The 23849-nt window shown below is 53.6% G+C and carries 19 protein-coding genes; 7 read left to right on the top strand and 12 right to left on the bottom strand.

Annotation, left to right across the window (positions count from 1 at the left end; translation table 11 throughout):
• Positions 1-13: 13 nt before the first annotated feature.
• Together C1896_10995 and C1896_10990 are read right to left on the bottom strand one after the other, a co-directional pair.
• Positions 14-1360: an efflux RND transporter periplasmic adaptor subunit gene (locus tag C1896_10995; protein AZZ45384.1), complete on the bottom strand. Its 1347-nt coding sequence runs from the start codon at positions 1358-1360 to the stop codon at positions 14-16.
• An 8-nt stretch (positions 1361-1368) separates the two neighbouring features.
• Positions 1369-2676 (bottom strand): cobalt-zinc-cadmium resistance protein, encoded by a 1308-nt coding sequence (locus C1896_10990; GenBank protein ID AZZ45383.1) that lies wholly within the window; start codon positions 2674-2676, stop codon positions 1369-1371.
• An 830-nt stretch (positions 2677-3506) separates the two neighbouring features.
• Here C1896_10990 and C1896_10985 point away from each other — a divergent pair.
• From C1896_10985 to C1896_10975, 3 genes are all read left to right on the top strand, one after another.
• Positions 3507-4826, top strand: a complete 1320-nt coding sequence (locus C1896_10985; protein ID AZZ45382.1) for an outer membrane porin, OprD family — start codon at positions 3507-3509, stop codon at positions 4824-4826.
• Positions 4827-5146: 320 nt separating this feature from the next.
• Complete coding sequence (locus C1896_10980) at positions 5147-5821, top strand: DNA-binding response regulator (protein ID AZZ45381.1); 675 nt, start codon at positions 5147-5149, stop codon at positions 5819-5821.
• The gene (locus tag C1896_10975; protein AZZ45380.1) at positions 5818-7191 is read left to right on the top strand and encodes a HAMP domain-containing protein; all 1374 of its coding nucleotides are present in this window, start codon (positions 5818-5820) and stop codon (positions 7189-7191) included. The genes C1896_10980 and C1896_10975 overlap by 4 nt, the downstream gene beginning before the upstream one ends.
• A 122-nt stretch (positions 7192-7313) precedes the next feature.
• Here the strand turns inward: C1896_10975 and cadR are convergent, their stop codons facing one another.
• Positions 7314-7718, bottom strand: coding sequence for a Cd(II)/Pb(II)-responsive transcriptional regulator (gene cadR, locus C1896_10970; GenBank protein ID AZZ47624.1), 405 nt, complete (start codon positions 7716-7718; stop codon positions 7314-7316).
• 92 nt (positions 7719-7810) lie between these two features.
• On the opposite strand from cadR, the gene C1896_10965 reads away from it, so the two are divergent.
• Entirely contained in the window at positions 7811-8701 is an 891-nt protein-coding gene (locus C1896_10965) for a sodium:proton antiporter (protein ID AZZ45379.1), read from the top strand.
• A gap of 86 nt (positions 8702-8787) precedes the next feature.
• Here the strand turns inward: C1896_10965 and C1896_10960 are convergent, their stop codons facing one another.
• From C1896_10960 to C1896_10945, 4 genes are read right to left on the bottom strand one after another with little or no spacing between them, the layout of a single operon-like run.
• Entirely contained in the window at positions 8788-9420 is a 633-nt protein-coding gene (locus C1896_10960; protein AZZ45378.1) for an HAD family hydrolase, read from the bottom strand.
• A gap of 57 nt (positions 9421-9477) precedes the next feature.
• On the bottom strand, positions 9478-10791 hold the full coding sequence (locus C1896_10955) for a hypothetical protein (protein ID AZZ45377.1): 1314 nt from the start codon (positions 10789-10791) through the stop codon (positions 9478-9480).
• A 21-nt stretch (positions 10792-10812) separates the two neighbouring features.
• On the bottom strand, positions 10813-11556 hold the full coding sequence (locus C1896_10950) for a hypothetical protein (GenBank protein ID AZZ45376.1): 744 nt from the start codon (positions 11554-11556) through the stop codon (positions 10813-10815).
• A gap of 29 nt (positions 11557-11585) precedes the next feature.
• Complete coding sequence (locus C1896_10945; GenBank protein AZZ45375.1) at positions 11586-12557, bottom strand: Tn3 family resolvase; 972 nt, start codon at positions 12555-12557, stop codon at positions 11586-11588.
• 179 nt (positions 12558-12736) lie between these two features.
• Here C1896_10945 and C1896_10940 point away from each other — a divergent pair, with 179 nt between their 5' ends.
• Positions 12737-13723, top strand: coding sequence for a cointegrate resolution protein T (locus tag C1896_10940; protein ID AZZ45374.1), 987 nt, complete (start codon positions 12737-12739; stop codon positions 13721-13723).
• Positions 13724-13900: 177 nt separating this feature from the next.
• Here the strand turns inward: C1896_10940 and C1896_10935 are convergent, their stop codons facing one another.
• A complete protein-coding gene (locus C1896_10935) occupies positions 13901-14179 on the bottom strand; it encodes a transcriptional regulator (GenBank protein AZZ45373.1) in 279 nt (92 codons plus the stop codon).
• An 87-nt stretch (positions 14180-14266) separates the two neighbouring features.
• Here C1896_10935 and C1896_10930 point away from each other — a divergent pair, with 87 nt between their 5' ends.
• Positions 14267-14695 carry a hypothetical protein gene (locus tag C1896_10930; protein AZZ45372.1) on the top strand — a complete coding sequence of 143 codons (429 nt, stop codon included), beginning with the start codon at positions 14267-14269 and terminating at the stop codon, positions 14693-14695.
• A 228-nt stretch (positions 14696-14923) separates the two neighbouring features.
• The gene (locus tag C1896_10925; GenBank protein AZZ45371.1) at positions 14924-15727 is read left to right on the top strand and encodes an inositol monophosphatase; all 804 of its coding nucleotides are present in this window, start codon (positions 14924-14926) and stop codon (positions 15725-15727) included.
• A gap of 1745 nt (positions 15728-17472) precedes the next feature.
• Here the strand turns inward: C1896_10925 and C1896_10920 are convergent.
• The 4 genes from C1896_10920 to C1896_10905 all read right to left on the bottom strand — a co-directional run bounded on the left by C1896_10920 (position 17473) and on the right by C1896_10905 (position 23676).
• Positions 17473-18591, bottom strand: coding sequence for a hypothetical protein (locus tag C1896_10920; GenBank protein ID AZZ45370.1), 1119 nt, complete (start codon positions 18589-18591; stop codon positions 17473-17475).
• Complete coding sequence (locus tag C1896_10915; GenBank protein AZZ45369.1) at positions 18579-19433, bottom strand: transposase; 855 nt, start codon at positions 19431-19433, stop codon at positions 18579-18581. Before C1896_10915 ends, C1896_10920 begins: the two co-directional genes overlap by 13 nt.
• A 3-nt stretch (positions 19434-19436) precedes the next feature.
• Positions 19437-21230, bottom strand: coding sequence for a hypothetical protein (locus C1896_10910; protein AZZ45368.1), 1794 nt, complete (start codon positions 21228-21230; stop codon positions 19437-19439).
• Positions 21231-21534: 304 nt separating this feature from the next.
• A complete protein-coding gene (locus C1896_10905) occupies positions 21535-23676 on the bottom strand; it encodes a dihydrolipoamide dehydrogenase (protein AZZ45367.1) in 2142 nt (713 codons plus the stop codon).
• Positions 23677-23849: the final 173 nt, after the last annotated feature.

Raw genomic sequence — 23849 nt, 5'->3', positions numbered from 1 at the left:
CTATAACTCCGTATCAGTGAGCATGCGAGGCGCTGGCTTTGCCAAGCTCGGACTTGATGATGAAGCTGTTATCCAAGGCATAGCGCGCTCCGGGCTGGAGGCCTTCCTTGATTTCGACCGCGTCACTATCGCTGCGGCCACTCACGATTGGCTGAGCAGCAAAGCCATGGTCGGTCCGTACAAACACCACCGGCTTTTCTTCCAATGTGTGGATCGCATCAGGACTTACTGCGACTGGCACGGATGCTTCGCCAGCGCCTACCTGCACTTTGACGAACAGGCCGGGGCGCCAAACCCCTTCAGGGTTGGGAAGTGTGACCCGGGCGGTAGCGGCGCGGCTTTGCTGACCAACAAGTGAGCCGACATAAGAAACGGTTCCATTGGCACTGGACTCGAATGCTGTGGCCTCGATAACGGCATTGCTGCCTACTCGTACCGCGCTGAGTGCATTGGCAGGAACGCTGATATCTGCCCACACGGTGGAGAGATCGGAAATGATGAATATCTGGTCATCGGTATTGACTGACTCACCGAGCGTGATGTCCTTCTCAACGATCATCCCATCGAACGGCGCCCTGAGTTCGTAGCGGCTCAATGCGTCTGGCTTGCCAGCATCACTGCCAAGCGCTTGTAGCTGTGCGTTTGCATTCGCAACAGTCAGCTCTGCTTCCCGTAAAGCCTGTTGTGCCTGTAAATAATCCTGTTCCGCAGAAATACGCTCTTCCCATAGCTCCTTTTCGCGTCGATAGGTTTTTTGAGCCAATGCAAGACGTTTTTGCGCCGCGTAGAACTCGCTTCTACGTTCCGACAGGTCTGTACTCGCGATCACAGCAAGTACTTGCCCCTGTTTCACCTGTTCGCCCAAATCGACTTTGACCGCTTCAACGACACCTGAGAGACGAGGCACAACTTGCGCTGTGCGGTCTTGGTTGAATGTAATTTCGCCAGGCAGCTCAATTGCGCTTTTTATCTTTGCGGGCTGAGCAGTTGCCAGTGAGATGCCGGCGGCTAGGATTTGTGTCTCTGAGAGTTCTACCTCTGCTGTTTCAGTATGCTCCGCTCCCTCGGGCTCATCTTCATGCTCATCTTTCTCTGCCGCACCGACCTCGTGATCGCTATCGGCGCCTCCTTCATCATGGCCATGATCTCCTTCGGCTTCTGCATCCTCATCCGAATGCCCTTCATCCTCATGCTCCGATTCGTCACCATGCTCGCTATGTGCGTCGCCCGCATCGGGCACAGCTGGACTACTGCGAAGAAGCAATCCGCCAAGCATAAGTGCCACGCTTAATATGACGACGATCCAAAAAATCTGCTTCTTGTGACCAGCCAAGGAAGATGTATTCGATTTACTTTTCATATGGATTCCTATGGCTGAGTGGCCGAGGTGATAACGGCCGACCCATCTCCGACAATTCGCGAGATTTCTGCCGCCGCCTGGTTAGCTTGTGATAGCGCAGACAGGTACTGAGATCGGGCTTGGAAAAGCGTGCGTTGAGCATCCAGTACGTCAAGGAACGTGAATTTTCCAAGTTCGAACCCCTTGCTGGCAGCTTCATAAGCGCTTTGGGCACTGGGGAGCATATCGTTGCGCAACAGTTCAAACTGCTGGCGAGCAGTGCGCAGCCGCATGTGCGCTTGGGAAAGTTCGCTTTTCAGGCGTATATGGACGGCGTTGAGCTCGTCCTGCGCCTGGTAGGCCCGTTCCTGTGCTGCTCCGATGTTGCCTTGGTTTCGATCAAACAACGGCAGGGGCATCGAGATACTCACCAGTCCCAGCGTGCCGTTATATTCATCTGAGCGTTGGGCACCTACGCTAACCGTCACGTTAGAAAAGCGATTCGTCCTTTCCAGCTCCAACGCAGCCCGACGTCTTTCAGCCTCCCGACGCGCGCGGGTTAGTTGGGCGGAATCGTTCAAACGGCTATAAAGCTCAGCTAGCTCGGGAAGAGGAGGCACTGCCTCTACCGGCTCTTTTACTCGCTCAAAGCGTGGCTGTGGATTTCCCCAGTTGGCCGCCAGCCGAGTGCGCGCAGCTTCGAGTTCAGCTGTGGCCTGGGCAAGCTCTACTTGCACTCCAGTAGCCGCAACCCGCGCCCGGGTTTCCTCTACGGGAGAGACCATGCCGGCCCTCACACGTCGATTGGCCACGTTCACTGCTTGCTTCGCAAGCTTTGAAGCAGCCTGAGCGAGGTCCAGCCGTTCTTGAGCAGTAAGCACATCGTAGTATGCACCCATCACTGCCCCCCTCAGTCGAGCTTGGGCGTCCTGTAGGTCGGCGGCCGCTACGTCCATGGCGCGTTGCGCTGCCTCAATACGAGCCGAACGTTTACCACCCAGCTCTATTTCTTGGCTCAGTTCAAGCGTGGTCTCCGGGGCATCGCCCCGGATTCCCTCCTGGCTAGCGGACAATATTGGATTCGGACGTGCTCCTGCTTGGCTAATCAATGCGCGAGAAGCAGCCAGCTCACGTCTTGCAGCAGCCAGTTCAGGGCTTGCAGAGCTAGCGAGTTCCAAGGCGCGTACAAAGCTTATGGAGTCGACAGACTCAACGGGGAAGGTATTTGACACACTGACAGGTAAGGTCTGTGTGAAGGTCGGCAACTCTAAAGGCTGCGCAGAGGCGAGGTTGCACGACAACATCGTCAACCCCAGCGGTAAAAGAACTTTTCGCACCGAAATCTCCTAGAAAAGGGAAGGTTCGGTGAGACGTCAGATACAGATAAATGGCGTCCTACTGGTTAATCTGGCGTCTCACCGGCTTTGCACCGATGCGCCAATTAGGTTTTTCAGGACGCCCGGCTTCAGCCGATGCGTAGCTAGCAGAAGAAAACGGTTTCAAGCTTATTGATAATACCGAACCGGGAGAAATCCCTTTCGTTATAAGCGGCTTGATATGGTCGCCATGAAAGACACAGTCTCCATCCAGACTGATTTTTTTTGCGGCTTTTGACGATCCTTCCTCGTCAGCACCCAGAGACTCGTGCGAATGTTCGTGATGTCCAAGATGATTTGCTGCCGAACCATCCTCATGTCTGCAGCTCGTGCTAACAACTGCCCATGATGATTGCAATGGGAACAGGGCTAGCAACAACAGCAGAACTATTTTTCTCATCCAAGGCAAAACGATGACTTCCTGGTTTAGATGTCGAATCCAATCATAGAGCTACCCCCGCCAAGACGCGGAACACAGCGCCGCTACTGCGACAGTGATTCGTCCTGGGTTTAGGACACAATACACGAAAGCGTTTTTATCAGCCTCGCCAAGCCGGGGAGATAACTGATGGCCATGGGGCTGACTTTAAAGAAGAGTGGATAACGACCGCGTGACCGCAACATTACAAATCTGTAATCGAGGATATGCGCGATTGCTTGCCTCTCAGATAACAAAATAGTAATTTGCCGCTAATCCTGCGGTCATCTGCAGGGAAGAACTTGCCTAAGCGCTAAAAAAAAGCGAAAGGCGTCATTTGAGCACTGACCTGCCGTACACCAGGAGCATCATCATGAGCAAAATGGCCGTTTTTTCACTAACAGCCCTTTCACTGGCATTGGGCAGCGCCCCGGTCTTTGCCCAATCGGAAACAGCGGAGGGCTTCATCGAAGGCAGCACGCTATCGCTGATAAATCGCAACTATTATTTCAATCGAGATTTTCGCGACGGTGAGAGTGCGACCGGCAATGGCTACTCTGAGGAGTGGGCTCACGGGCTGATGGCCTTCTTCGAGTCCGGATATACCCAAGGCTCGGTGGGGATCGGCGTCGACGCTTTCGCCATGCTCGGCCTCAAGCTCGATTCTGGATCAGGACGTTCCGGTGCTGGCGGAACCGTCGATCTTCTCCCCTACAATAGCGCCGGCGATGCCGAGGATGACTTTTCTCGAGTAGGGGGGGCCGTGAAAGCACGGTTCTTGGGCACCGAGATCAAGGCAGGCGATGTATTTCCCGCTACTCCTGTCGTGCACTTTGGTGACGCACGGCTGCTGCCGGAGTCTTTCAAGGGTGTCACCGTTGTGAACAACTCGCTGGACGACCTCACCCTCCAGGGCGGCCGCCTGCACGCGATGAGCCAGCCCAATACCAGCAACACGAACGATGACTTCGTCACGTTTTATGGCGGCGGCGTCGACTCGCCTTGGCTCGGCTACGCAGGCGGCGACTATAGCGTCAACGAAAATCTTAGTCTTAGCCTGTATACCAGCCGGCTCAAGGATGCCTGGAACCAACATTACTTCGGTCTATCGGCCACCTATCCGCTTTCCGATGTCGTCGCGTTGCTGGGCAGTTTCAACTACTACAAGGCAACCGACGAAGGCCGCGAGTTGCTGGGCGAGTTCAACAACAACATCTGGAGCTCCAGCCTGGGTGTCGCCTTCGGCGCGCACACCGTCACGGCGTCGTATCAGCGAAACAACGGTAACAACGACTTTGACTACTTGCGCCAGGCGGACTCGATCTACCTGAATAACTCCATCCAGTACAGTGATTTCAACTCACCTAAAGAGCAGTCCTGGATGCTGCGCTACGACCTGAACATGGCGGGTTACGGCATACCTGGGCTTACGTTCATGACTCGCTACGCCCGCGGCTGGGGCGCCGATTACAGCAACGCAAATGAGGTATATATGCGCCAAGACGATAACGGCGCGCCTCTGTCCGGACAGAAGCGCTGGGAACGCGACGTCGAAGCACGCTACGTTGTACAGACAGGCTCGTTCAAGGACCTCTCTCTGCGGGTGCGCCAGGCTACCACGCGGGCGACTGCTTTCGAGTCCGACCTCGATGAGGTCCGATTCATCGCCGAGTACCCTCTCTCGATCTTGTGAAACACCATGAGCAACACCACATCTTCTTTAGTTTTGCTCCCTTGGTTTGAAGATGTGTTTCAGGCGCCCATCAGGGCGCCTTTTTTCGTTTGGTGCACCCGCTCGCGCTGCGGGTCAACCAAATGACCGGTAGATTACAAATTCGCAAGATAGCCCTCACAGGGCTTTTACCGCGTTAAAGTGCTTCCCGCTTCCCTGGGCAGATCTTTTCGCCTCTGCCTTTCACGCTAGAGCCAAGCCGCTTTCGTCTTGACCTAGTTACTACATGGATTTTTTTGGTTCCGCTTACCGCGCACCTCCTTGCCGAGTTACCTCAAAACATGCGCATCCTGGTTGTCGAAGACGAGATCAAAGCTGCGGAATACTTGCAGCAGGGTCTTATCGAATGTGGTTACTTGGTCGATTGCGTAAGTGATGGCCTCGATGGGTTTCACCTGGCACTGCAGAACGACTATGACATCGTGCTGCTAGATGTGAATCTGCCAACCATGGATGGGTGGGAGGTTCTCGAACTCATCAGGCGGCGTAAGCAGACACGCGTCATCATGCTGACTGCCAATGGCCGCTTAGAGCAAAAAGTCCGCGGCTTGGAATCGGGCGCCGACGACTATCTGGTCAAGCCGTTCCAGTTCCCCGAGCTGCTTGCCCGTATCCGGACACTGTTGCGGCGAGGCGAGGCAGTCACACTTCCGAGCAACCTGCGTGTAGCCGACCTCGAACTGGACCCGGCCCGGCATAGGGCTTACCGGAGCGGTCAGCGTATCGACCTCACCAGCAAAGAATTTGCGTTATTGCATCTGCTCATGCGCCGGACTGGCGAAGTCCTCACGCGTACGGAAATAACTGCCATGGTGTGGGACATCAATTTCGACTGCGATACCAATGTGGTGGATGTTGCGATTCGTCGCCTGCGGATGAAAGTGGACGAACCCTTCGGCGATCGCCTGATACACACCATCCGGGGTGTGGGCTACGTGCTGGAGGCGCGGCCTTGAAGCCACTCAGCCTCGCATCGCGTCTCGCGCTTCAAATCACACTGACCGGCGCCGCTTTGGTCGCGCTGCTGATTGCACTGAGCTACTGGGTACTGGTGCGCCAACTGGAACTGCGCGCCCAGGAGGAAGTGACGGCCAAGCTCTCTCAGATCGATCATGGACTCCTCGAAGACACCAAAGCCCGTATGGGCCGCTCCTGGCAACACGCATTGAGCGATACCGTACTCGGCCATGACAACCTTTCGATTACGGTCATCGGCGATACAGCGAAATCACCCATTTTCAGTATCGGCCGATTCGCCAATGCGCCGCAGCAGCTGGATCTCGTGAGCAGGGACGGCGACTATCTTGGCTGGACAACGAAAGATGGCGTGCAGATGCTAACCGGGCGCAAGCAAATCCAAGTCCCGGGACTGGCTCCAATGACGCTTTTACTTTCGCAAGATCGCAGTGCCGATCAACGGCTGGTGGCTGCATTCCTGCGCTCGGCCTTAGTGACCGTGCCGATGCTACTGATATTGATCGGATTGGCTGGATGGCTAATCGCCCAAAATGGCTTGCGGCCGCTTCGCAAGTTCCGGGCCTTGGCGACTAAGGTATCTACACAGGATCTATCACCTCGAATCCGCACCGATCGGCTTCCGCAAGAGCTCCAGGCATTGGCGCACAGCCTCAACGTAATGCTTCATCGACTCGATGACGGCGTTCAGCAACTGTCACAATTCTCGGACGATGTGGCTCATGAGTTAAAAACTCCGCTGAACAACCTGATAGGCAAGGCGCAGGTGACTTTGGTGCGTGAGCGAAGCAAGGAGCATTATCGGGAGGTGATCGAGTCGTCGGTTGAAGAACTCGAACGCATGGATCGAATCGTGTCAGACATGCTGTTTCTCGCCCAGGCCAGCCACGCCAGCCCAGCACTGAAGCTCGAACAATTATCTTTAGGAAGCGAGGCGAGGCGCGTATGTGAATACTTCGAAGTCCTTGCCGAAGAAGCGGGAGTCGCTACGACAGTAACGGGCGATGCCATGATTTTGGGAAATCGACTTATGGTCCAGCGGGCCATTTCCAACCTGCTATCCAACGCGCTGCGGCATTCAAATACTGGCAGTACGGTCGAACTTAAGATCCTTGAGGAGGACGTAGACATCGTCTCGCTGGCTGTCACCAATCATGGCGCGACTATCGAATCGGATCATCTCCCACATCTGTTCGACCGCTTTTACCGCGTTAACGGCATACAACCTCGCGGGGCAGGATTGGGGCTAGCGATTGTCCGCTCAGTGATGAACCTCCACAAAGGCCACGTGGCCGTCGCCAGCAAAGACGGTCGGACCACGTTTGAACTCACGTTTCCTCGGCAGGCCTGACTCAAAGTGATACCGCACGGAGACAGCCATCACTACGAAGGGGCAAAAACCACAGGGACAAACAACCATTTCGAGGGCATGCGCGTTGGCCGGGTAACCAGGCCCGCAAGCCCCAACGCCGTTCATTTAATGCATGCGTCCTCGCTAATTCCGGCGAGAATGCCGCAAGCCTCAACTTCCCGCCCATCGTTGCAATTAGCCCGCAGTGAAACGAGTTGTCGTTCGAGTGATTGCAGAGCGGTTATCTGGGATCTGACTTGAGAAATGTGATCATCGAGTAAGGCATTGACGGCCGTACAAGGCTGGCGAGGGTCATCCTGGTAGCTTTGGAGTGCGTGAATCTCTGGAAGTGACAGATTCAAGATTCGGCAGCGCCGGATGAAAGCTAGCCGCTCGCCATGCTTCTCGGTGTAGACACGATAGCCGTTCGCCTGGCGATCAGGCGGTGGCAACAAGCCCTGCTGCTCATAGAAGCGGATCGTCTGTGTATCAATCCCTATTAGCCTTGCTAACTGACCAATGCGCATCGTGTGAATCCTCATCGGCTCTGCGTTATTGACCTTATAGTAGCTATAAGGCTTTTAATGATCCCATCTTCGATTTCAAGTGGAGCCGTATCATGAGCAAGTCCGATGGTCCCTGCGGCTGCGATGCGACACCAGCCGCTGATGCCGATATGCAAAACCCTTCCGATACGACGGGGCAATGGGTCAGTGTTTACGCCGTGCCCAAGATGGATTGTCCATCAGAAGAGCGAATGATCCGCTTGGCGCTGAATGGTTTGGACGGAGTTCGGAAGCTGACTTTTGATCTGTCGGACCGTCGGTTAGATGTCATGCATGACAGTGCCGTTGAGCCCATAACCAAAAAGCTGGCGACGTTAGGGCTAGGCGCCACTCTTCAGAAAACTGTCGCGGCAGACCCTGAGATGATCAAAGCCGCCGAGAATCCGGCGAACTCTACACAGGAATCCCGCTCCCTACGTTTACTGTTAGGCATCAACGCCTTCATGTTCGTGGTAGAGATGACTGCTGGCCTGATTGCCAGGTCCGCGGGTCTGATTGCCGATTCGCTCGACATGTTCGCTGACGCGGCAGTGTACGGCCTGGCCCTTTATGCGGTTGGGCGCAGCGTCAATCTGCAGGTGCGTGCTGCACACCTTGCTGGTGTGCTCCAGCTGATTTTGGCCCTCGGCGTGCTCGTAGAGGTGATCAGACGCTTTATATTCGGCAGCGAGCCCGAGTCGCTGATAATGATGGCCGTCGCGTTCCTGGCATTGCTCGCCAACACGGGTTGTTTGCTGCTGATTTCCAAACACCGGGAAGGTGGTGCTCACATGAAAGCGAGCTGGATATTCTCCGCCAATGATGTGGTCATCAACATGGGCGTCATAGTCGCCGGAGCGCTCGTCGCTTGGACTGGGTCCAACTACCCAGACCTGATTATCGGTACCGTCGTGGGATTCATCGTTCTCAACGGCGCTCGGCGTATTCTGGCGCTCAAGGGTTGAAGGAGCTCCCGTTACAGAAAAAGGGTGTCTTCATGCCTGTAAGCCATCCGGGTCTAGCGGCGTCAGCTAAAACTGGCGACGCCGCTTTAGCCGTTGGCGGATGGTGGGTATTGCAGAACGTGGGCTGCAAAGTCCATCAGCGAGACGAAGCCGCACTGATCGGCTTTTCCTTCACGCTGTAGGTGGTAGCCCCGCATGCCTTGCCCAATTGGACCAAGCATATCGGCTTGCAACGTGTCACCGATCATTGCGATAGCGGAGGCTTCGCAGCCAAGCTGTTCGATCATCTGACGATAGATTGCGGGCTCAGGCTTTATTGTCCCAACCTCAAAGCTCCATCCGTAAACATCGAACGACGGCAGTAACAGTTTGGCCGGAATCGCATATGGGGCTGCGAGATTGGAGCACAACGCGAGATTCAGGCCGGCGTCCTTTAGCTGATTTAGCGACTCCAACGCATCATCGAAAAGGCGAACGCTGGCCAGCTCGGTGAAAAGGTCGCTTTCAAGGCTAGCTAACTCAGAGTTGCTCAACTGCGCACCGAAATAATCGGCAGCTCCAGCCAAGCCCAGATTTCGAGTCATCAGAGTCCGTGCGTCATCCGGCCTTGGTGTTTTGCCCTGAAGCCGCAGGTTCTGCATCAGTTGGCGGAAAGGATGGCGGCGCTCACCTATCTGGAGAAGCGTGCCAAACACATCGAAAACTACTGCTTGTATCATGCCGGTACCTCTACCGTTGGAGGCGAACCGCCCACCCGAAGAGCGATGCCGCCCCTCTCAGTTTTCTGAACTGGATTTCTTCAGAGGTGGCACGAAGAAGATGGGTCTTTGCGGGGGCGCTATCAGGATATCTGTCGACTTGATGCTTGTGCCTTTTCGACGCCTTGTTTTGCCGTTCTTGTCGACCGCCAGCAGATCACCGGTCGCGACAGCAATGTCGAGTGCCTGCTTTACGCGAAGCTCGTCAGCCATGGTGTAGTTGGTCAATCCGCTCATCAGGCCCAAAAAAGGTTGCCGTTCTACCTCGTAGACCTGTTTGGGCAAGAGCTCCGAAAGTTCTCCTCGGATGCGGTCATTGGTAGCATCGTCGAAATAATGCTCATCCAACAGCAAATCGTGCTGACCTGTCACGGCGATATCCCGATTGGCGTCGTAGCCGAAAAAGCTGGAAGGCGACAGCATATGGGAAAAGTTGTTGCCGTATTTCCAGTGGATCTTCTTCATCACATCGTTAGCGCGGTAGTTGTTCGCCAGATGGATAAACCAATAGGCCATCGGGTTGCTGCCGGCCGGACGAATGAAGAAGACGGTCATGTACTGGGCACCGCTTTCCTGCTTGATCCCCTCGGACAGATAGCGCTGGATCAGGTATTGCCAGCTCCGTGGCTGATGCGCCTTCAGCTGTTTAAGCATGTCCCATGGCACATGCTGATCCAAGCCGATATTTGCAATGGCTTTCCGGTTCGCTTGGCGGTCGGCTAGATACGTAACCAAAAAATCGACATTGAAGGTCAGCAGGACCTCGGCTTTGTTGAGATTCTGGAAAATCCATTTGATCTTAGGGAACGGCACATCGCCATAACCGTACTGATCCAGCAGGAAGAGCACACGCTCACCCTTGCCGAAATGCTTGAGCTTTTGAGCGATGGTCGGCAATGCTTCTGTGAATTCAGCGCTATGCAGATGCACATCCTGGCCAAGCCGAGGAGCATGACCACGCGCGGCCAATACTGAATGCAAGCAGGCAATGTTCTCGGGCTTCACATCCACGAAATAGTGCTGGGAGCGGATGGGGCGCGGCTTGATGCGCTCTAGGTTGTTGCGGACCTCCGAAGCCTGAATCGCCTCCAGTGCAATCACGGGAGAGCCGAAGTGATTCCGACCTAAGCCGTCGTGGTAGATACCTCCACCACTGAAGCCATCGACGATCGACAAGCCCAGTTCTGGCATCAGTTGGTTGCGCATCAGCACGTCGATGTAAGTCTGGATGTACTCATCGATGATCTGATGTTTGATCTTGCTGTGCGGGTCGATGGTTGGGAAGGTTTGTGTACCCCAATCCCAACGGTATTTCTCATCATCCTTGGCCATGCCGTATTCCTTGTGCTGGTATCAGGCGAGGTTGAGCAGCGGGATTTCATCCCAGGTCTGGCCGTTCAACAGTCGACCGTTGGCTTTCTTCGAGCGTTTCACCCCATCAGCACCCCATCCGCCCCATTGCTTGAAGAAGAAAGCTGAGCCAGAGGCGTCGCACTGGCGATGAATATTGTCGACCCATTCTTGTTTCATCGGGCGGGCCTTAGGCCCCGACTCGCCGCCGACAATGACCCAGTGGATATCGGTCAGGTCCAGCTCACCCAAATTTTCCAACAGCGGCTCGGCAGAGAGGAAGCGAATCGTGGCATCAACTTGGCGTAGACAGTCGATCCTTGGCACACCATATTCGCGGTCCTCAACCGACACGCCCAGCCAGGCATTCGCTGGAGGTGTCCGTTTACTGAAATATTCGGCCAGGCGCTCGGCACGCTTGGTCAGGATCTGGAAGGTGTGTTGGGAAGCTTTTTGGATCACCTCGAATACCTGGTCGATGTATTCGTCCGGTACATGCTCGTGGAACAGGTCAGACATCGAGTTGACGAAGTAAATGGTCGGTTTCTTGCGCTGTAGCGGCTCCTGCAACTTTTCCGGCCGCAGGCTCAGGCGAAAGCCGTTCTCGTAACCCGGCGTTCCCATGGCCTGCAGCCGATAGGCCATGTTCTCCGCATAGCAGTGTTTGCATCCGGGCGACACCTTGGTGCAACCCACGATGGGGTTCCAGGTCATTTCCGTCCATTCGATGCTGGTCTGCGTACTCATTTCACCGTCACTCCTGTCGTGCAGCGATGTTAGTGAGAAGCTGGCAGCTGAGTCAAAGTGCCAGCATTGAATTCAACAGCGGGCCTGACCGCCAGGCCACCAAATGAAATAGCGGGATCGATGTACCGCATGGCCGACTTGATGTCTTTCCAGCCCACATAGGTCATCAAGGCCTTGAGGTCCCATCCATTGGCCGAGGCCCACGTAGCAAAGCCGCGGCGCAAGGAGTGGCTGGTATACAGTTCAGCGGGAATTCCGGCGCGTTGCAGAATCTGGCGCAGCAAGCTGATCAGGCTACCCGGATGTAAAGCATCCTCGCTGAGATGCCCCCAGCGATCCAGGCGGCGGAACACGGCTCCTCGAACGATACCTGCAGCATTGATCCAGTCGAGATAGGCCTGTACCGGGCATAGTCGCTTTAGCGCCGGCGTGTAGTGCGTCGTACCGAGGTTTTCTCGGTCGCCCTTGCTCTGCGGCAGGAACAGACGCATGCCTGCGCCTGTTTCGGCCTGAATATGCTCGACCTGCAACCGGCAGAGCTCATCACTGCGAAAGCCCCGCCAGAAGCCGATCAGCAGCAATGCCATGTCGCGCCGGCAGCGCAACAGACTCGCTAAATCGTCCCGCATCCGAGCTCGCTCTGACTCAAGTGCCAGCCACTGTACCGCCTGTTCCAAGTGCTGCAGTTGCAAAGGGGCGGCTTGCTTGACCTGTGCCGGGTGCAGGGTGCGGATGCCCTTGAGCACCTGACGCACTGTGGGAGTCTTCGTTGGGTCGGGAAAGCCTTGGGTAATATGCCATTGAGCGAGAGCAGCCAGGCGTTGCTTCAACGTGTTCATGCTCAGCGTATCCGCATAATCCACCAAGTAGCGCACCACGCTATCGCCTGTCGCGGGCAGAAAGCCGCCCCACGACACTTCGAAGTGCTCGATGGCCGACTGATAGCTGCGGCGGGTGTTTTCCCGCGTACCGGCTTGTAGGTAGCGCCCGACGTCTTTCATCGCCCTGAGATGCCCTTTATGTACTGCAAAACGGCCACTGGACGACCGTTTGTGCCATTCATATTGAATAATTCATGATTATCCAATCTTTGACGGGCTTTAACCTAGCACAAATCCGATCGTTCAGTACCATGTAACTACATAGTATGTAATATGGTACGAAATCGTAGGAGATCAACATGGCACGCGGCGGCATTAACAAGGCGGTGGTGCAAAAGGCACGAACCGCCCTCCTCGCCCGTGGCGAGCACCCCAGCATTGATGCGATACGGATTGAGCTTGGCAATACCGGCTCAAAGACCACTATTCACCGCTACCTGAAAGAAATAGAAGAGACTGAGCGCGGCCGGCAAACGGCTCCGTCTCTCAGCGAGCAATTGGCCAACCTTGTGAACCAGCTAGCCGATCGGTTGCAGGAAGAAGCGCATGCAGCCGTCGCGGTAGAGCGGGAGCAGCTTGGCCGCGAGATGATCGATTACCGGAATCAAATTAGACAGACCGAGAACCGCCTTCAGCAATTGGAAGACCAGACGGCAATGGACGCCAAACGACTTTTCAAAACCGATAAAGAGCTAATGCATGCGAGCCAAAAACTCCAGCAGGCCGAGATTGAAATTTCCCGTCTGCAGCAAGCTAATCGAGATATGAGGGACCGAGTAAAGGATCGCGACGCACAGATCGGTTCGCTTGAGGAAAAACACAAACATGCGCGTGACGCGCTAGAGCACTACCGCCAGGCCAGCAAGGAACAGCGCGAACAAGAACAGCGCCGACATGGATCGCAGCTACAGCAATCTCAGATGGAAGTACGTCAATTGCAGCAGACGCTGATCGTCAAGCAGGACGAATTAACCCAGCTGAATCGTGACAACGAACGTCTTCTCACCGAGGCAAGACTATCGCAGAGGGATCAACAGGCCCAGAAGCGCCTGCTCGATCAGAACATTCAAGCCCGGGAAGCCCTACAGAGTCAGCTGAATGTCGCAGAAGCTGTCAAGCTGGCTTGTGAGCAACGAAATGAAGAGCTACAAACTAAACTGGACAGCTTGAGCAAGACGAAAATCAGGCAAAGCAGCCGCCAAAAGTCTCGCCGAGATGAGCGTGTAATTGGCGGCGCAGAGAAACCATCTCTGCCAGCGAAAAGAAGAAAGGGTCCAAGCGACTAGGTCAGCACCCTACCCGGACAGGGCGTAAATAGCATAACAACGGTCTCATGCGAGCTGATCTGCGTCCGGTAAGGATTACCCGCGGTGATACTAACTTCACCGCGTTCGATCGCCCATGTAGCTGCTATCAGCAGATAGCAGGTCAGCGCGGTGCGTCCTGAGAACCTTCCTTTCCATTCAGAATCCCAACTGTTTCAGCTCTGCGACCAATGTCGACTGCAGGTCGTCCGCACCCACTTGATTCTTGAGTATGTAAGTCGCCGCCACCAGCGTCACAGGGTGCATCCCGAGTAGTTTACTGAGCTCATCGAGCTTTTCCAGGGTCGGGGATTTCAATCCGCGCTCAAGCTGACTTATGTAGGTTCGGCTGCTTATGCGAGTGAAATCTTCTTGCGTTCGTCCTGCGGCCTGCCTCGAAATTCTGAGGGCCTGCCCGAATGCCGTATTCAGTTCCATTTGCCATACCTGCAAAAGGAACTATAAAGCGATGTTGAACGCTATAATGCTACAAACTATAGTGTTCATTTGCGAAGGTATGCCACCATGTTCCTCACGTTTGATCACGCGGAAGTCCCTGTAGGCTCTCTTCTACGTGGGGCCCATACATGGCGGTACGTTGAGTATCTTGCCTCCTTCCCCTATTTTCATGTCTCTGCGGTTGATCAAGATGACGAGGGCATACGCCCAACGACCTTACTGATCTATACGGTGCAGGACCTCGTGGATTTGGCTGCCGCGAAAACCAATGGATGGAAAATTGAGCAAGTCCAGCTTGTTAGTCCGGGACGTATGAACGGCACTGGTGAATGGCGGATGGATGAGCTCAGGGCAGTCGAGGGTACAGATCTGGCGCGAGGAACGAGTTATGCCTATGTGCTTAAATCCGGCGCGACGTACTTTGACCATGAATCATCGAAGAACCTACCACCGCAACGCTGGCGATTGACCTTTAGCGCCGATGGCGGGAATTGAGCATGGTCCCAAGTCCCAAAGCGGACTCATAGCGTATGCCGCTAGGACTCACTGACAATCGTGCACCGGTGGAACTGAAGTCGGCTTGAGGACAACAACCACTATCGATCTCAATAGCCTATACATCAAATGTGGCTTACCAGCATACGAGCAGTTAACGGCCCCTTCCGTCATCTCCAACGCACATTGTGGCGAGCAGAGCGGGCGAATCGAATAGCGGTGTAATCTATGGACTATGTGGTCTTGCTCAATCAGGTCATCGATAGGGTCGTAGCGGCATCTGCGTTGTTGGCAGCAGAGTGGCTTCTTCCAAACGGACCCCGCGGGAGTGGTGACAAGGCCGAGGTGGACTTGGAAATTGAGTGCTTTCTGCGCCGCGATTTACTCGCTCTGCTCGACTGCGACTTTTGGGGAGAAGAGACCGGCAACTCCTTGACTGGTGCGGAATACTGCTGGGTCGTCGACCCTAACGACGGCACGAGTGATTTTCTGAAGGGGCATAAGGGTTCGGCTGTTTCGGTCGGTCTCCTGCGGAACGCGGTACCTGTACTGGGCGTGGTTTGTGCCCCTGTCACTGAGGACCGCGGAGCCGACTGCATCGCATGGGCAGAAGGCTTGAATACCGTCCTCCGCAACGACCTAGAAGTTTCATGGAGACTAAATGATCGGGACCTAGATAAACAAAGCAAGGTAATGGTGAGCATGGCTGCGGCTGCGAAGCCAAGTGTAAATGCTGAGCTGTGTGCACCGGCCGACTTTGTCGCCATGCCGAGCATCGCTTATCGCTTAGCGCGAGTAGCGGCCGGGGATGGAATAGCGGCCGTTTCGCTTGTAACAGTGTCCGCACACGATGTTGTCGCAGGTCACGCACTGCTAAAGGGAGCTGGCGGTGTATTGCTCAATCAGGAGGGCAAAACGGTCGGCTATCAAACGAAAGCAAATCTCACCGAAGTTGCACAGCGTTGCTTTGGTGGCGCCCCATCCGCGTGCCGAAAGCTGATTCTTCGCGACTGGGGAAAAGTGTTCGAGTAGGTAACGCTAAAAGCATGACTCGCTCAGCGGCTTGAAGACGCGTTTTAACCATGCGCTAGATAGCAGCAACGTTTCGCCCTGCTCGAAACATCGCAACGCAACCTACCAAGGCTTTTCGCTACGCCCTGAGCTCAGCACAGCCATTTTCAGCCCTGCCCCAAGGAGCAGGCTGCGAAGACGAGTACTCGGAGTGCCGTTATGACCCATGACCCCATGAGGCAATGGCTCGGGTAGCGCAGACAGGTGAATGGCCTAATAGGGTCTGCTCCGTCAGCACGACCGCCCGCAAGAGCCAAAAGCCCAAAAGCCAATCGATTCCGGTTTTGATCTGCACATTTATTTGCATATAACTTCAGGGCTGCGACGCCAGCAATAACGGTCCCTTCAAGGACTTTTTGCCGTCGCCGATGCATGTTTATCTGCAGATTTTTAATCGCATTTTTCCAAAAAGACAGCGCTCGACCCGCTAACAGTCGGACCATCCGAATCATTTGCCGGCCAGTTCCCATTCAATTCTTCGTGGACATGGATTAGAGCTGTGCTAGAAGAACAATCCTGAGTAACTCCGAGTGATTCGATGCCAGGGTCGTGCCTTATCCAAACGAAAAGCTTGGGTTGGCAGTCATTGTAGATAACTTCGAACGGGATGCCGATTTTATTGGTAAGGAGCAGGTATCGCCGTCGTCTGGAGTTTCGAGTATTTGGCGTCTCTCCAGGAGGCACGTAGAAGGGGGCGTGCTTCCCTCATGGATACCGTATTGTTTCAGGTCTTCTGGTTACTTTTGTTTGCGCCGCAGCTGGTTGGTTTGAGGCGGACGTGTACTACGTTCCGGTCAGGGCAATTGAGATCTTGCGAGAACGTCCAATGATTGGGGCTGTGGTCTTCCAGACCCAGCGGGCAGAACCAGCGATAAGCTAGTTCAGATGCACCTCGCCGCTCATCACCGCTCAGAGCGGATGCCATAACAGGGGTCGATAAAAAACGCGCACCATCATCTCAGCCTCAATTGGGGGCGACCAAATGGGCTGTAGATACCCACAGGCCTCTAAGATTCAAGCCTTGTATGATGCTTCTACGGATATACTGGGCAGTACGTAATCTTCCGATTTGACCGAGTATCATAGCTGCTGCTGTTCTCTCTTTAACTGTCCATAATAGTATTCGGCTCCAGGCGTGCTAATAAAGCAACAGCCAATGGCATAAGGAACCCACTAATTTTTCAGCAGCGGCGGCCCGATACAGCCATTCACTTCTGAGTACTTTAAAGTCAGTGCGAACATTCTGGCGCTTGGCTTAACGATACTGAGGAGCTGGGGGCCCATTGTACTTTGGGGACTCTCGAGCACTCGAGCTGTGCAATATGTGATCATATGCATTCAGAAACAGAACCTGCCGAAGTATCATATAGGTCGGAATGACGGAGCGAGTACACCTGCCCTTCAAGTACGCAGCACCTCAGCCCCACCCATATTGAATGAACTATCATCAAGTGCTCTGAAGACCACTGGGATAGTTACGTATCAAGATGAGTACCGCTATATAAAACTTCCCTGGGAAGGCCTAGCTTAGGCCCGAACTTGAAATGGGAAAAAACGGTACCGCCAGTCATTGCTATTTCAATATCGCTCAGCTTATATCTGCCGCACTTTCAAGCTTGAAGCATGGCAGATGGCGATAATAATATAAACAAACTTCTGAATGAACGCCTATTACCAATAACTGCTTTAAATCTACCTTAGGATCGTTACGAGCATCTTATCTGATGCCACTGACTAGGTGAGTTAAAGCCTGTTTTATTGTTCGTAATTACGTGATTAAGGAAGCGTGAAGCCCAATCTATCGTGGTTTTTGTTTTGGCCGCCTTTAAAAAGGGCGATAGTACATTACAGACTTGCCTGTTGTTTTCCACATGAAGTACGGAATCGACCAAATCTGCTAACGAACGCGGCCACAGAAATCCTCTCTGGCGCGACAGCTTGTCTAGCCAAGCAATTTCATCATCACTATACAAACCGACAAGATTGCCAAGCAGAAGCAATGCACACATTCTCTGAGCCGGAAGCCCTGTCAACCATCCTATATCTTCCAATTTATCAACAGGGACGTAATCGGGATACCACGAATCCCGACGATAACCAAACAAGTATCTAGCCAAGCCCCGTTTATATTTGCGTGACGGAACTCGAAGCAGCCGTTTAAGTAAGAGATCGACACACTGTAACATTTCCCTAGCGTGCGGGTGAGTAAGGTTATTTCTGGATAAAACATAGAGACGATTTATCCAGAGCTGAACTCGAATAGCCAGAAAGTTACGGATTAAGACGAGTGTCGTTTCGCTTTGAAACTTTCGACTCCCAAAATCACCAAGATTTTCATCCAGACTAACAAAAGCGGCGCATGCTTTAGCCGGACTAACATCTGCAGACACCGAGAGCAGACGTTTATGTATGAGGCAAAACGGAGCATGGACGTAGCACCAACTTCGACGCCACGCAGGTAGGCCAAAATGAGTAATATCATCCTTTAAACACTCTGCACAGTAGGCTGAGCGAAACATTGGGTCGAGGAGATTTTTTTGTTCGTAACCGAAAAGCTTATCGACAGCTTGGGCTGATAACTTGTAATGTTTGACAATTTTCTTAAATAGCTCATTTGATATGTCAAAATCAAACGACGGGTTCGAAAGATCACTTCCTGAGTTCAGGTCCAGTGCTTTGGGTATGAACACTAATCCGTCCAAATCAAGAGTAGTGATCACCTCGCATGATGGATCATAAGCGCAGCGATAGGTCCAGGACGCGATTGTTTCATCGTGCACAATACGAGGACCTTTCCAATATCGTTGCACAGTTAGTAACTCCAACGCGTCGCAAAACCCTTTTCAATCAGTTCTTTGGTTATCTTTTCCTCACCGGTCAATACGGCCTGTATAGCTGCCCATTTTACGCCCTTGACCACAAAGTCCATCACGCCGTTAGAGTGAAGCAGCAATGTCTTCGCTATATCATCTCTGTATAGCCTTGAGTCTTCTCTGAGCGGTAGCTCGTTTTCCCAAGAGGCCAGAAAATTTCGAAACTCATCGTCCAACGTCCAACGCTGAAGCTCCAAGATTTCGTAGCGGCGGCTGAGTTGAGCATCGACACTCAAAGCATTTTTTGCAGCTGAGGTGCCAAAAGCGATAATTGATAGTCGATAAGGAGCTCCTGACAATGCCTTGATCAAGAGCAGATTCCGCTCTTGCTCGCCTCTACTGACTGTAAGAGAAGATTGCATTTCATCTATAATCAGAGCTCTAATATTACTTTGACGTACGTATTTGACGATGTCTGGAGGCAAAAGTGCTCTCGTAGTTGCTCGCCCGGGTAAGATAGGCACACCTAACGCGCTCATAACGAGGTCGCTAAATTTGAGCATTCCGGGATTATCTGCCAAAGACATGAATCTAATTGCCTCACTTCGGTCTTTTGAAGACATTTTCAGTTCATTAATCAGCGCAGTTTTTCCGAACCCGCCCTCTCCGCACACAAGCATACATGGAGCAGGCTCTACATCCTTAAGCTTAAGAATATTATCTACCGTCTTAGTTATACTCTGATGTCTGGGGCAACTAATCCAAATATCGCGCCCAATCACCTCGATACGTTTCAAATCAGATGCGCCGCAATATTTCTCTCGCCTGGTTTTGCGTAAGCCTTCAGCCGTCATTGTCTATTCCTTAACCGGATAAATTGTTGGAATAAACTTGCGTCCGTCTAGCTCAGACGCATCACTAAGCTCCGCCTCGGAGCTCGGTCCTGGAATATAAGAATTCGCCAGCTCATAATTCTCTTTTTTTGCTTTGCTGACATTCCTCTTTCTGATCAGCTTTTCCGCTTCAAATCTAACAGCGTAACCTTGCTCACTGGTTAGCCAAGGAGGTTGCTTAGTAGGCTTGCTCGCCAGCATCACCTCTGCAAGGCTCATGTCCGGTCTGGTCATGCCATAATCAGCTTCTATATAATTGTTATCTATATACGCCCATATTTTTTTCATTTTGAAGGGATCATATTTAATGATTACATCTTTTCTGCCAACATGAAGCGCCAATGCCTGAGATGAATAAAAATTTCTTTTAAACTGAATTCCTCTGGAGGTGATGCTTCTCCGGTCTTCTGGCATAAAATCAAGCTTGAACTTAAACGGGTCAGCGATGAGGGGTGGGTAAATGGGGCTACCGTTATCGGTTTGGAAAGCTTCGAACCAAACGTTAGCGGGAGATCGGCCTTGAAGGCCTCTATGGGATGTATTGTGGTAAATCTCGATTTGCAGGGTCAGCCAAACTAATAGCCTAGGGAAAGTTACAGTGGCATTTATTTCGCCTTGAGGCCTTTGGCTGACACTCGACATAGTAGTCCCAGGTAGGGAGTGTACTTTTCGCATCAATGTCCCAATGACACGCTCCACAATACCACCCCAATGTTTTTTCCCTATGGGTCGCCATTCTACCCGAATATTATTTAGGGAGCAGGCTCGTACAAATTTTGAACTACGAAATTCAACAGCATTATCAACAAATATCAACTCTGGTTTGCCATAGAAAGGGTAAGTTGCCGAGCTTGCTCCGATCGCATTTAGAAAGCTAGCTTTTGTAAAGCACGCCATCGATAACGCTGCTGCAACTGATACCGCCGATGGCGGATGTAGAGCAAGATAAAAGCCTAGTATTACTCGTGTATAGCTGTCGATCACGACCGTGAGCCAAGGTCTCACTGCACGCTCACCGTCTTCGGTACCTGCCAATAATATATCGACTTCCGTGTGATCAATCTGCACTTGTTCCAGCGGGCGAGATAATACTAACTTACCGGTTTTGAGCCCTAACTTTTCCTTGGCATAATCAGCGCCGTGGATCGCGGTCATTTTCTCGAGCGGACTGAGCTTTCTAACCCTACGCTGCACGGTGCTCAGGCTGGGCGGGGATAATTCTAATCGCCTGCACTCTTCAATTATACTGAGGTGAATTTTTTTTACTGTAGCGCCTTTCCCTCTATAATTTTTTGAAATTGCGGCATCCATAACTGCCTCAACCGGCGCCTGTAATGCGCTAAGACCCAACTTTCTCCCTTTTTTATTCGCCAGTAAAGCCATGACGCCGTCCTCCTTTGCGAAGCTACGGCGAAGTTTGTAAATTGTGGATACTGATAGATCGAGTTCTTCGGCTGCTTGAGATACGGTTATTTCATTATTGACACACTTGTTTAGTACCACATACCTCTTTTGAGCGATCTCTGCACTTTCGATAGAGGTATCGTGAAATCTGTACATTGCTTCCGAAAGTCGCGGCTTCGGAACTGAATCTTTCTCGGACAAATTAATGAGTTCTATTTCATCAATCGTAAGAACATGGCGGGATCTATCCTTTTTTAGCTGAATTTCAACCTTTCCGTTAGGCATAAGCTTATTGACGAAAGCCAGCGCTCCCAACGCGATTACAGGCATTCCCTCGGCCAAGGTGATTTCCATACCTTCTCCCGTGCTATCAACGAACCGAATACGCTTTCGGCAGAAGTCATAGAATGCGCTAGAAAAGCTGTAATCGGAGCTGATTTTCCAGCATTCAGTGAGTTTTTTATAAGATATATCGGAAAATCAATTACTTATCGGCGTGGCTAATTTCGTGACTCACCACACCAGGCAGCTGGCGGATTGGTACCTAGAAAAGCAATCTGCTCCCCGTCACCAACGCTCGGCGCCGAATGTCGGTCTGGAATCATCGCAGCGCCGCGAATCGGTTATTCGCATCAGTTACGACATTCGAGCATCCTGCTCAGGCTTGGCCGCCCAACCGCCAACGATGCAACCTGGCAGCCCAGGTCTGTGGACGTTTGGCTGTATGCGCGCGCCGCCAGGCCTCCGCAACCGCGAGGCTGGCCTCAGCCAAGGTCGGATTGATGTGTACGGTACGGCGCAGTTTGTTCAGTCCCAGTTTATGTTTCATCGCCAAAACGAACACGGCGAGCGTTTCACTCGCTCCGTCCCCAACAAGCGTGACGCCGATGATGCGGTCGCGCCCGCGTTCGGTGAGGACCTTGAGGAAACCGCTGCTGCCGGCGCTCATCTGTGCCGCCTCCAGCGAATCGAGGTTCAGCAAGGTCACCTCGTATTCCAGTTCAGCCAACTTCGCCTGGGCCTCAGTCAAGCCCACGCTGGCGATTTCGGGTGAGGTAAAGGCCACGCGCGGGACCACTCGGTCGCTGACCATGAAACGGCGGAATCCGGAAAAAAGGCCATTGGCAGCGGCATACCAGGCATGGTGCGTAGCGCTTTGAAAAGAGCTGTCCGGACCGGTCACTGCGCCCACGGCATAGATGTTTGGGTAGCGCGTAGCCAGGTATTCATCCACCTCCAGGCTACCGTCTTCGCGAGTGTTCAGCTCCAGCGCTTCAAGCCCTAGGTCATCCAGATGGGCCTGGCGCCCCAACGCCAGCAACACCTCATCAAATGGCAAGGAGTGGTTTTGCTCCTCGAACAAACAGACCAGGCGGCGCTCGTTTCCAGCCACTTCGACATGTTGTGGCGCTACCTGCAGCAGAATCTGGACCCCATCCGCACAAAGGGCGTCATAAACAGCTTGGCGTGCCTCTGGTTCGACCGCAGCCAACAACATGTCGCCCTCAACGACCAGCGTAACCTGACAGCCGAGGCGCTGGAACGCCTGTGCCAGTTCACAGGCATTGGCTTCGCCGCCCATGATCAGCAGTCGATCCGGCCGTTGCTGCAGATCCCAGATGCTCTCGCAGGTCAGCGGCTCGACCTTCTCGAGCCCCGGTATTGGCGGGATGACGGGTTGGCTTCCCGTGGCGATGACGATGGCGCGACTGTAAAGGGTGCGATCGCCTATCTGAACCGACCAGGGTGAAGTCAGCTGAGCCCTACCCCGAATCATCTCAACACCGGTGGCCTTGCATGATTCAGCCGTGGCCTGCCCTTGTGCCTCGTCGAGCGTGCGGCGCACCTGTTGCATGACCTCAGCAAAATCAACTTCGGTGTGCATCTGGATGCCCAGCGTACCGCCCTGGCGCAATGCGTGATTCATATTGGCCGCCCGCATCAGCGCCCTGGCCGGGACGCTGCCACTGTGCAGCGCCGCGCCGCCGAGCCGCTCGCGCTCCACCAATGCCACCCTAGCCTTCATCGAGGCAGCAATTCGAGCAGCGGCCAGCCCCCCGCTCCCGCCACCGACGACCAGCAGGTTGTACTCATAGCTTTCCGGCTTCTGCCAACCGCTGTAGACCTTGCGCGCTTTGTAGAGCGTTAACAGCTTGGTAGCGGCCAGCGGAAACACGGCAAGCAGAGCCAGCGTCCCGATCAAGCTCGGCGAGAGAATGTCGGAAATTTCGCGGATACGCGCCAGCTGGCGTCCGGCCCCTACATAGATTGCGTGGCCTGGGAGCATGCCTGCCTGGGTTGTCCACCAGAACGTCCACATGCTTACTCGCGTCAGCCCGAGCGCAGGATTCAATAGAACGAAGGGAACGAGAGGTATCAACCGGAGCGAGAAAAGGTAAAAGGCTCCGTCCCGCTCGAGCCCCCGATTGATACTTGCGATCTGTTTGGCGAACCGTTTCTGAATCCAGTCACGTAACAGGAACCGGCTAATGAGCATCGCAACCAGCGCACCGATATTACTGGCAAAGGACACCATCAAGGTTCCGCCAACCAGGCCGAACAAGGCGCCGGCTAGCAACGTCAGCACCACGGTACCGGGGAACGACATGACCGTCAGGGCCACGTAAGCGGCAAAGAACACCGAGCCTGCCCACCAGGGGTGCGCCTGGACCTGGTCCCGCAGCGCCCCACTCTTCGCCTGGATCATTTCCAGCGTCAGGTATTGCTCAAGATCGAACCAGAAAAAACAGGCCGCCGCGACCACAAACAAAAGCACGATCAGCCAACGGGTGAACTTCATGGATGCCAGTACTCCGCGGCGCGTTGGAAGCGGTCGCTTCTGACAGAGGGATAGGTGAGTTGAAGTCCAGGCGTCAGTGGCGTCGGCTGGCAATCGCAAGGGGAACAGCAAATCATCAGGAAAACTCTTGTCTGGGCCATAACTTGGAGCTGACCGGACTGAGGATGTTCCGA

The organism is Pseudomonadaceae bacterium SI-3, assembly GCA_004010935.1.
GTDB lineage: Bacteria > Pseudomonadota > Gammaproteobacteria > Pseudomonadales > Pseudomonadaceae > Stutzerimonas.
The sequence above is the reverse complement of the archived record's forward strand: the minus strand, read 5'-3'. Positions and strand labels throughout refer to the sequence as shown.

Excerpts from the sequence above, each read along its gene's own strand:
- C1896_10965 (AZZ45379.1), top strand. The coding sequence starts at position 7,811 with ATGAGCAAGTCCGATGGTCCCTGCGGCTGCGATGCGACACCAGCCGCT.
- C1896_10905 (AZZ45367.1), bottom strand. The coding sequence starts at position 23,676 with ATGAAGTTCACCCGTTGGCTGATCGTGCTTTTGTTTGTGGTCGCGGCG.
- C1896_10910 (AZZ45368.1), bottom strand. The coding sequence starts at position 21,230 with ATGGAAATCACCTTGGCCGAGGGAATGCCTGTAATCGCGTTGGGAGCG.
- C1896_10935 (AZZ45373.1), bottom strand. The coding sequence starts at position 14,179 with ATGGAACTGAATACGGCATTCGGGCAGGCCCTCAGAATTTCGAGGCAG.
- cadR (AZZ47624.1), bottom strand. The coding sequence starts at position 7,718 with ATGCGCATTGGTCAGTTAGCAAGGCTAATAGGGATTGATACACAGACG.
- C1896_10945 (AZZ45375.1), bottom strand. The coding sequence starts at position 12,557 with ATGAAAGACGTCGGGCGCTACCTACAAGCCGGTACGCGGGAAAACACC.
- C1896_10985 (AZZ45382.1), top strand. The coding sequence starts at position 3,507 with ATGAGCAAAATGGCCGTTTTTTCACTAACAGCCCTTTCACTGGCATTG.
- C1896_10980 (AZZ45381.1), top strand. The coding sequence starts at position 5,147 with ATGCGCATCCTGGTTGTCGAAGACGAGATCAAAGCTGCGGAATACTTG.
- C1896_10995 (AZZ45384.1), bottom strand. The coding sequence starts at position 1,360 with ATGAAAAGTAAATCGAATACATCTTCCTTGGCTGGTCACAAGAAGCAG.
- C1896_10950 (AZZ45376.1), bottom strand. The coding sequence starts at position 11,556 with ATGAGTACGCAGACCAGCATCGAATGGACGGAAATGACCTGGAACCCC.
- C1896_10955 (AZZ45377.1), bottom strand. The coding sequence starts at position 10,791 with ATGGCCAAGGATGATGAGAAATACCGTTGGGATTGGGGTACACAAACC.
- C1896_10940 (AZZ45374.1), top strand. The coding sequence starts at position 12,737 with ATGGCACGCGGCGGCATTAACAAGGCGGTGGTGCAAAAGGCACGAACC.
- C1896_10915 (AZZ45369.1), bottom strand. The coding sequence starts at position 19,433 with ATGACGGCTGAAGGCTTACGCAAAACCAGGCGAGAGAAATATTGCGGC.
- C1896_10960 (AZZ45378.1), bottom strand. The coding sequence starts at position 9,420 with ATGATACAAGCAGTAGTTTTCGATGTGTTTGGCACGCTTCTCCAGATA.
- C1896_10930 (AZZ45372.1), top strand. The coding sequence starts at position 14,267 with ATGTTCCTCACGTTTGATCACGCGGAAGTCCCTGTAGGCTCTCTTCTA.
- C1896_10925 (AZZ45371.1), top strand. The coding sequence starts at position 14,924 with ATGGACTATGTGGTCTTGCTCAATCAGGTCATCGATAGGGTCGTAGCG.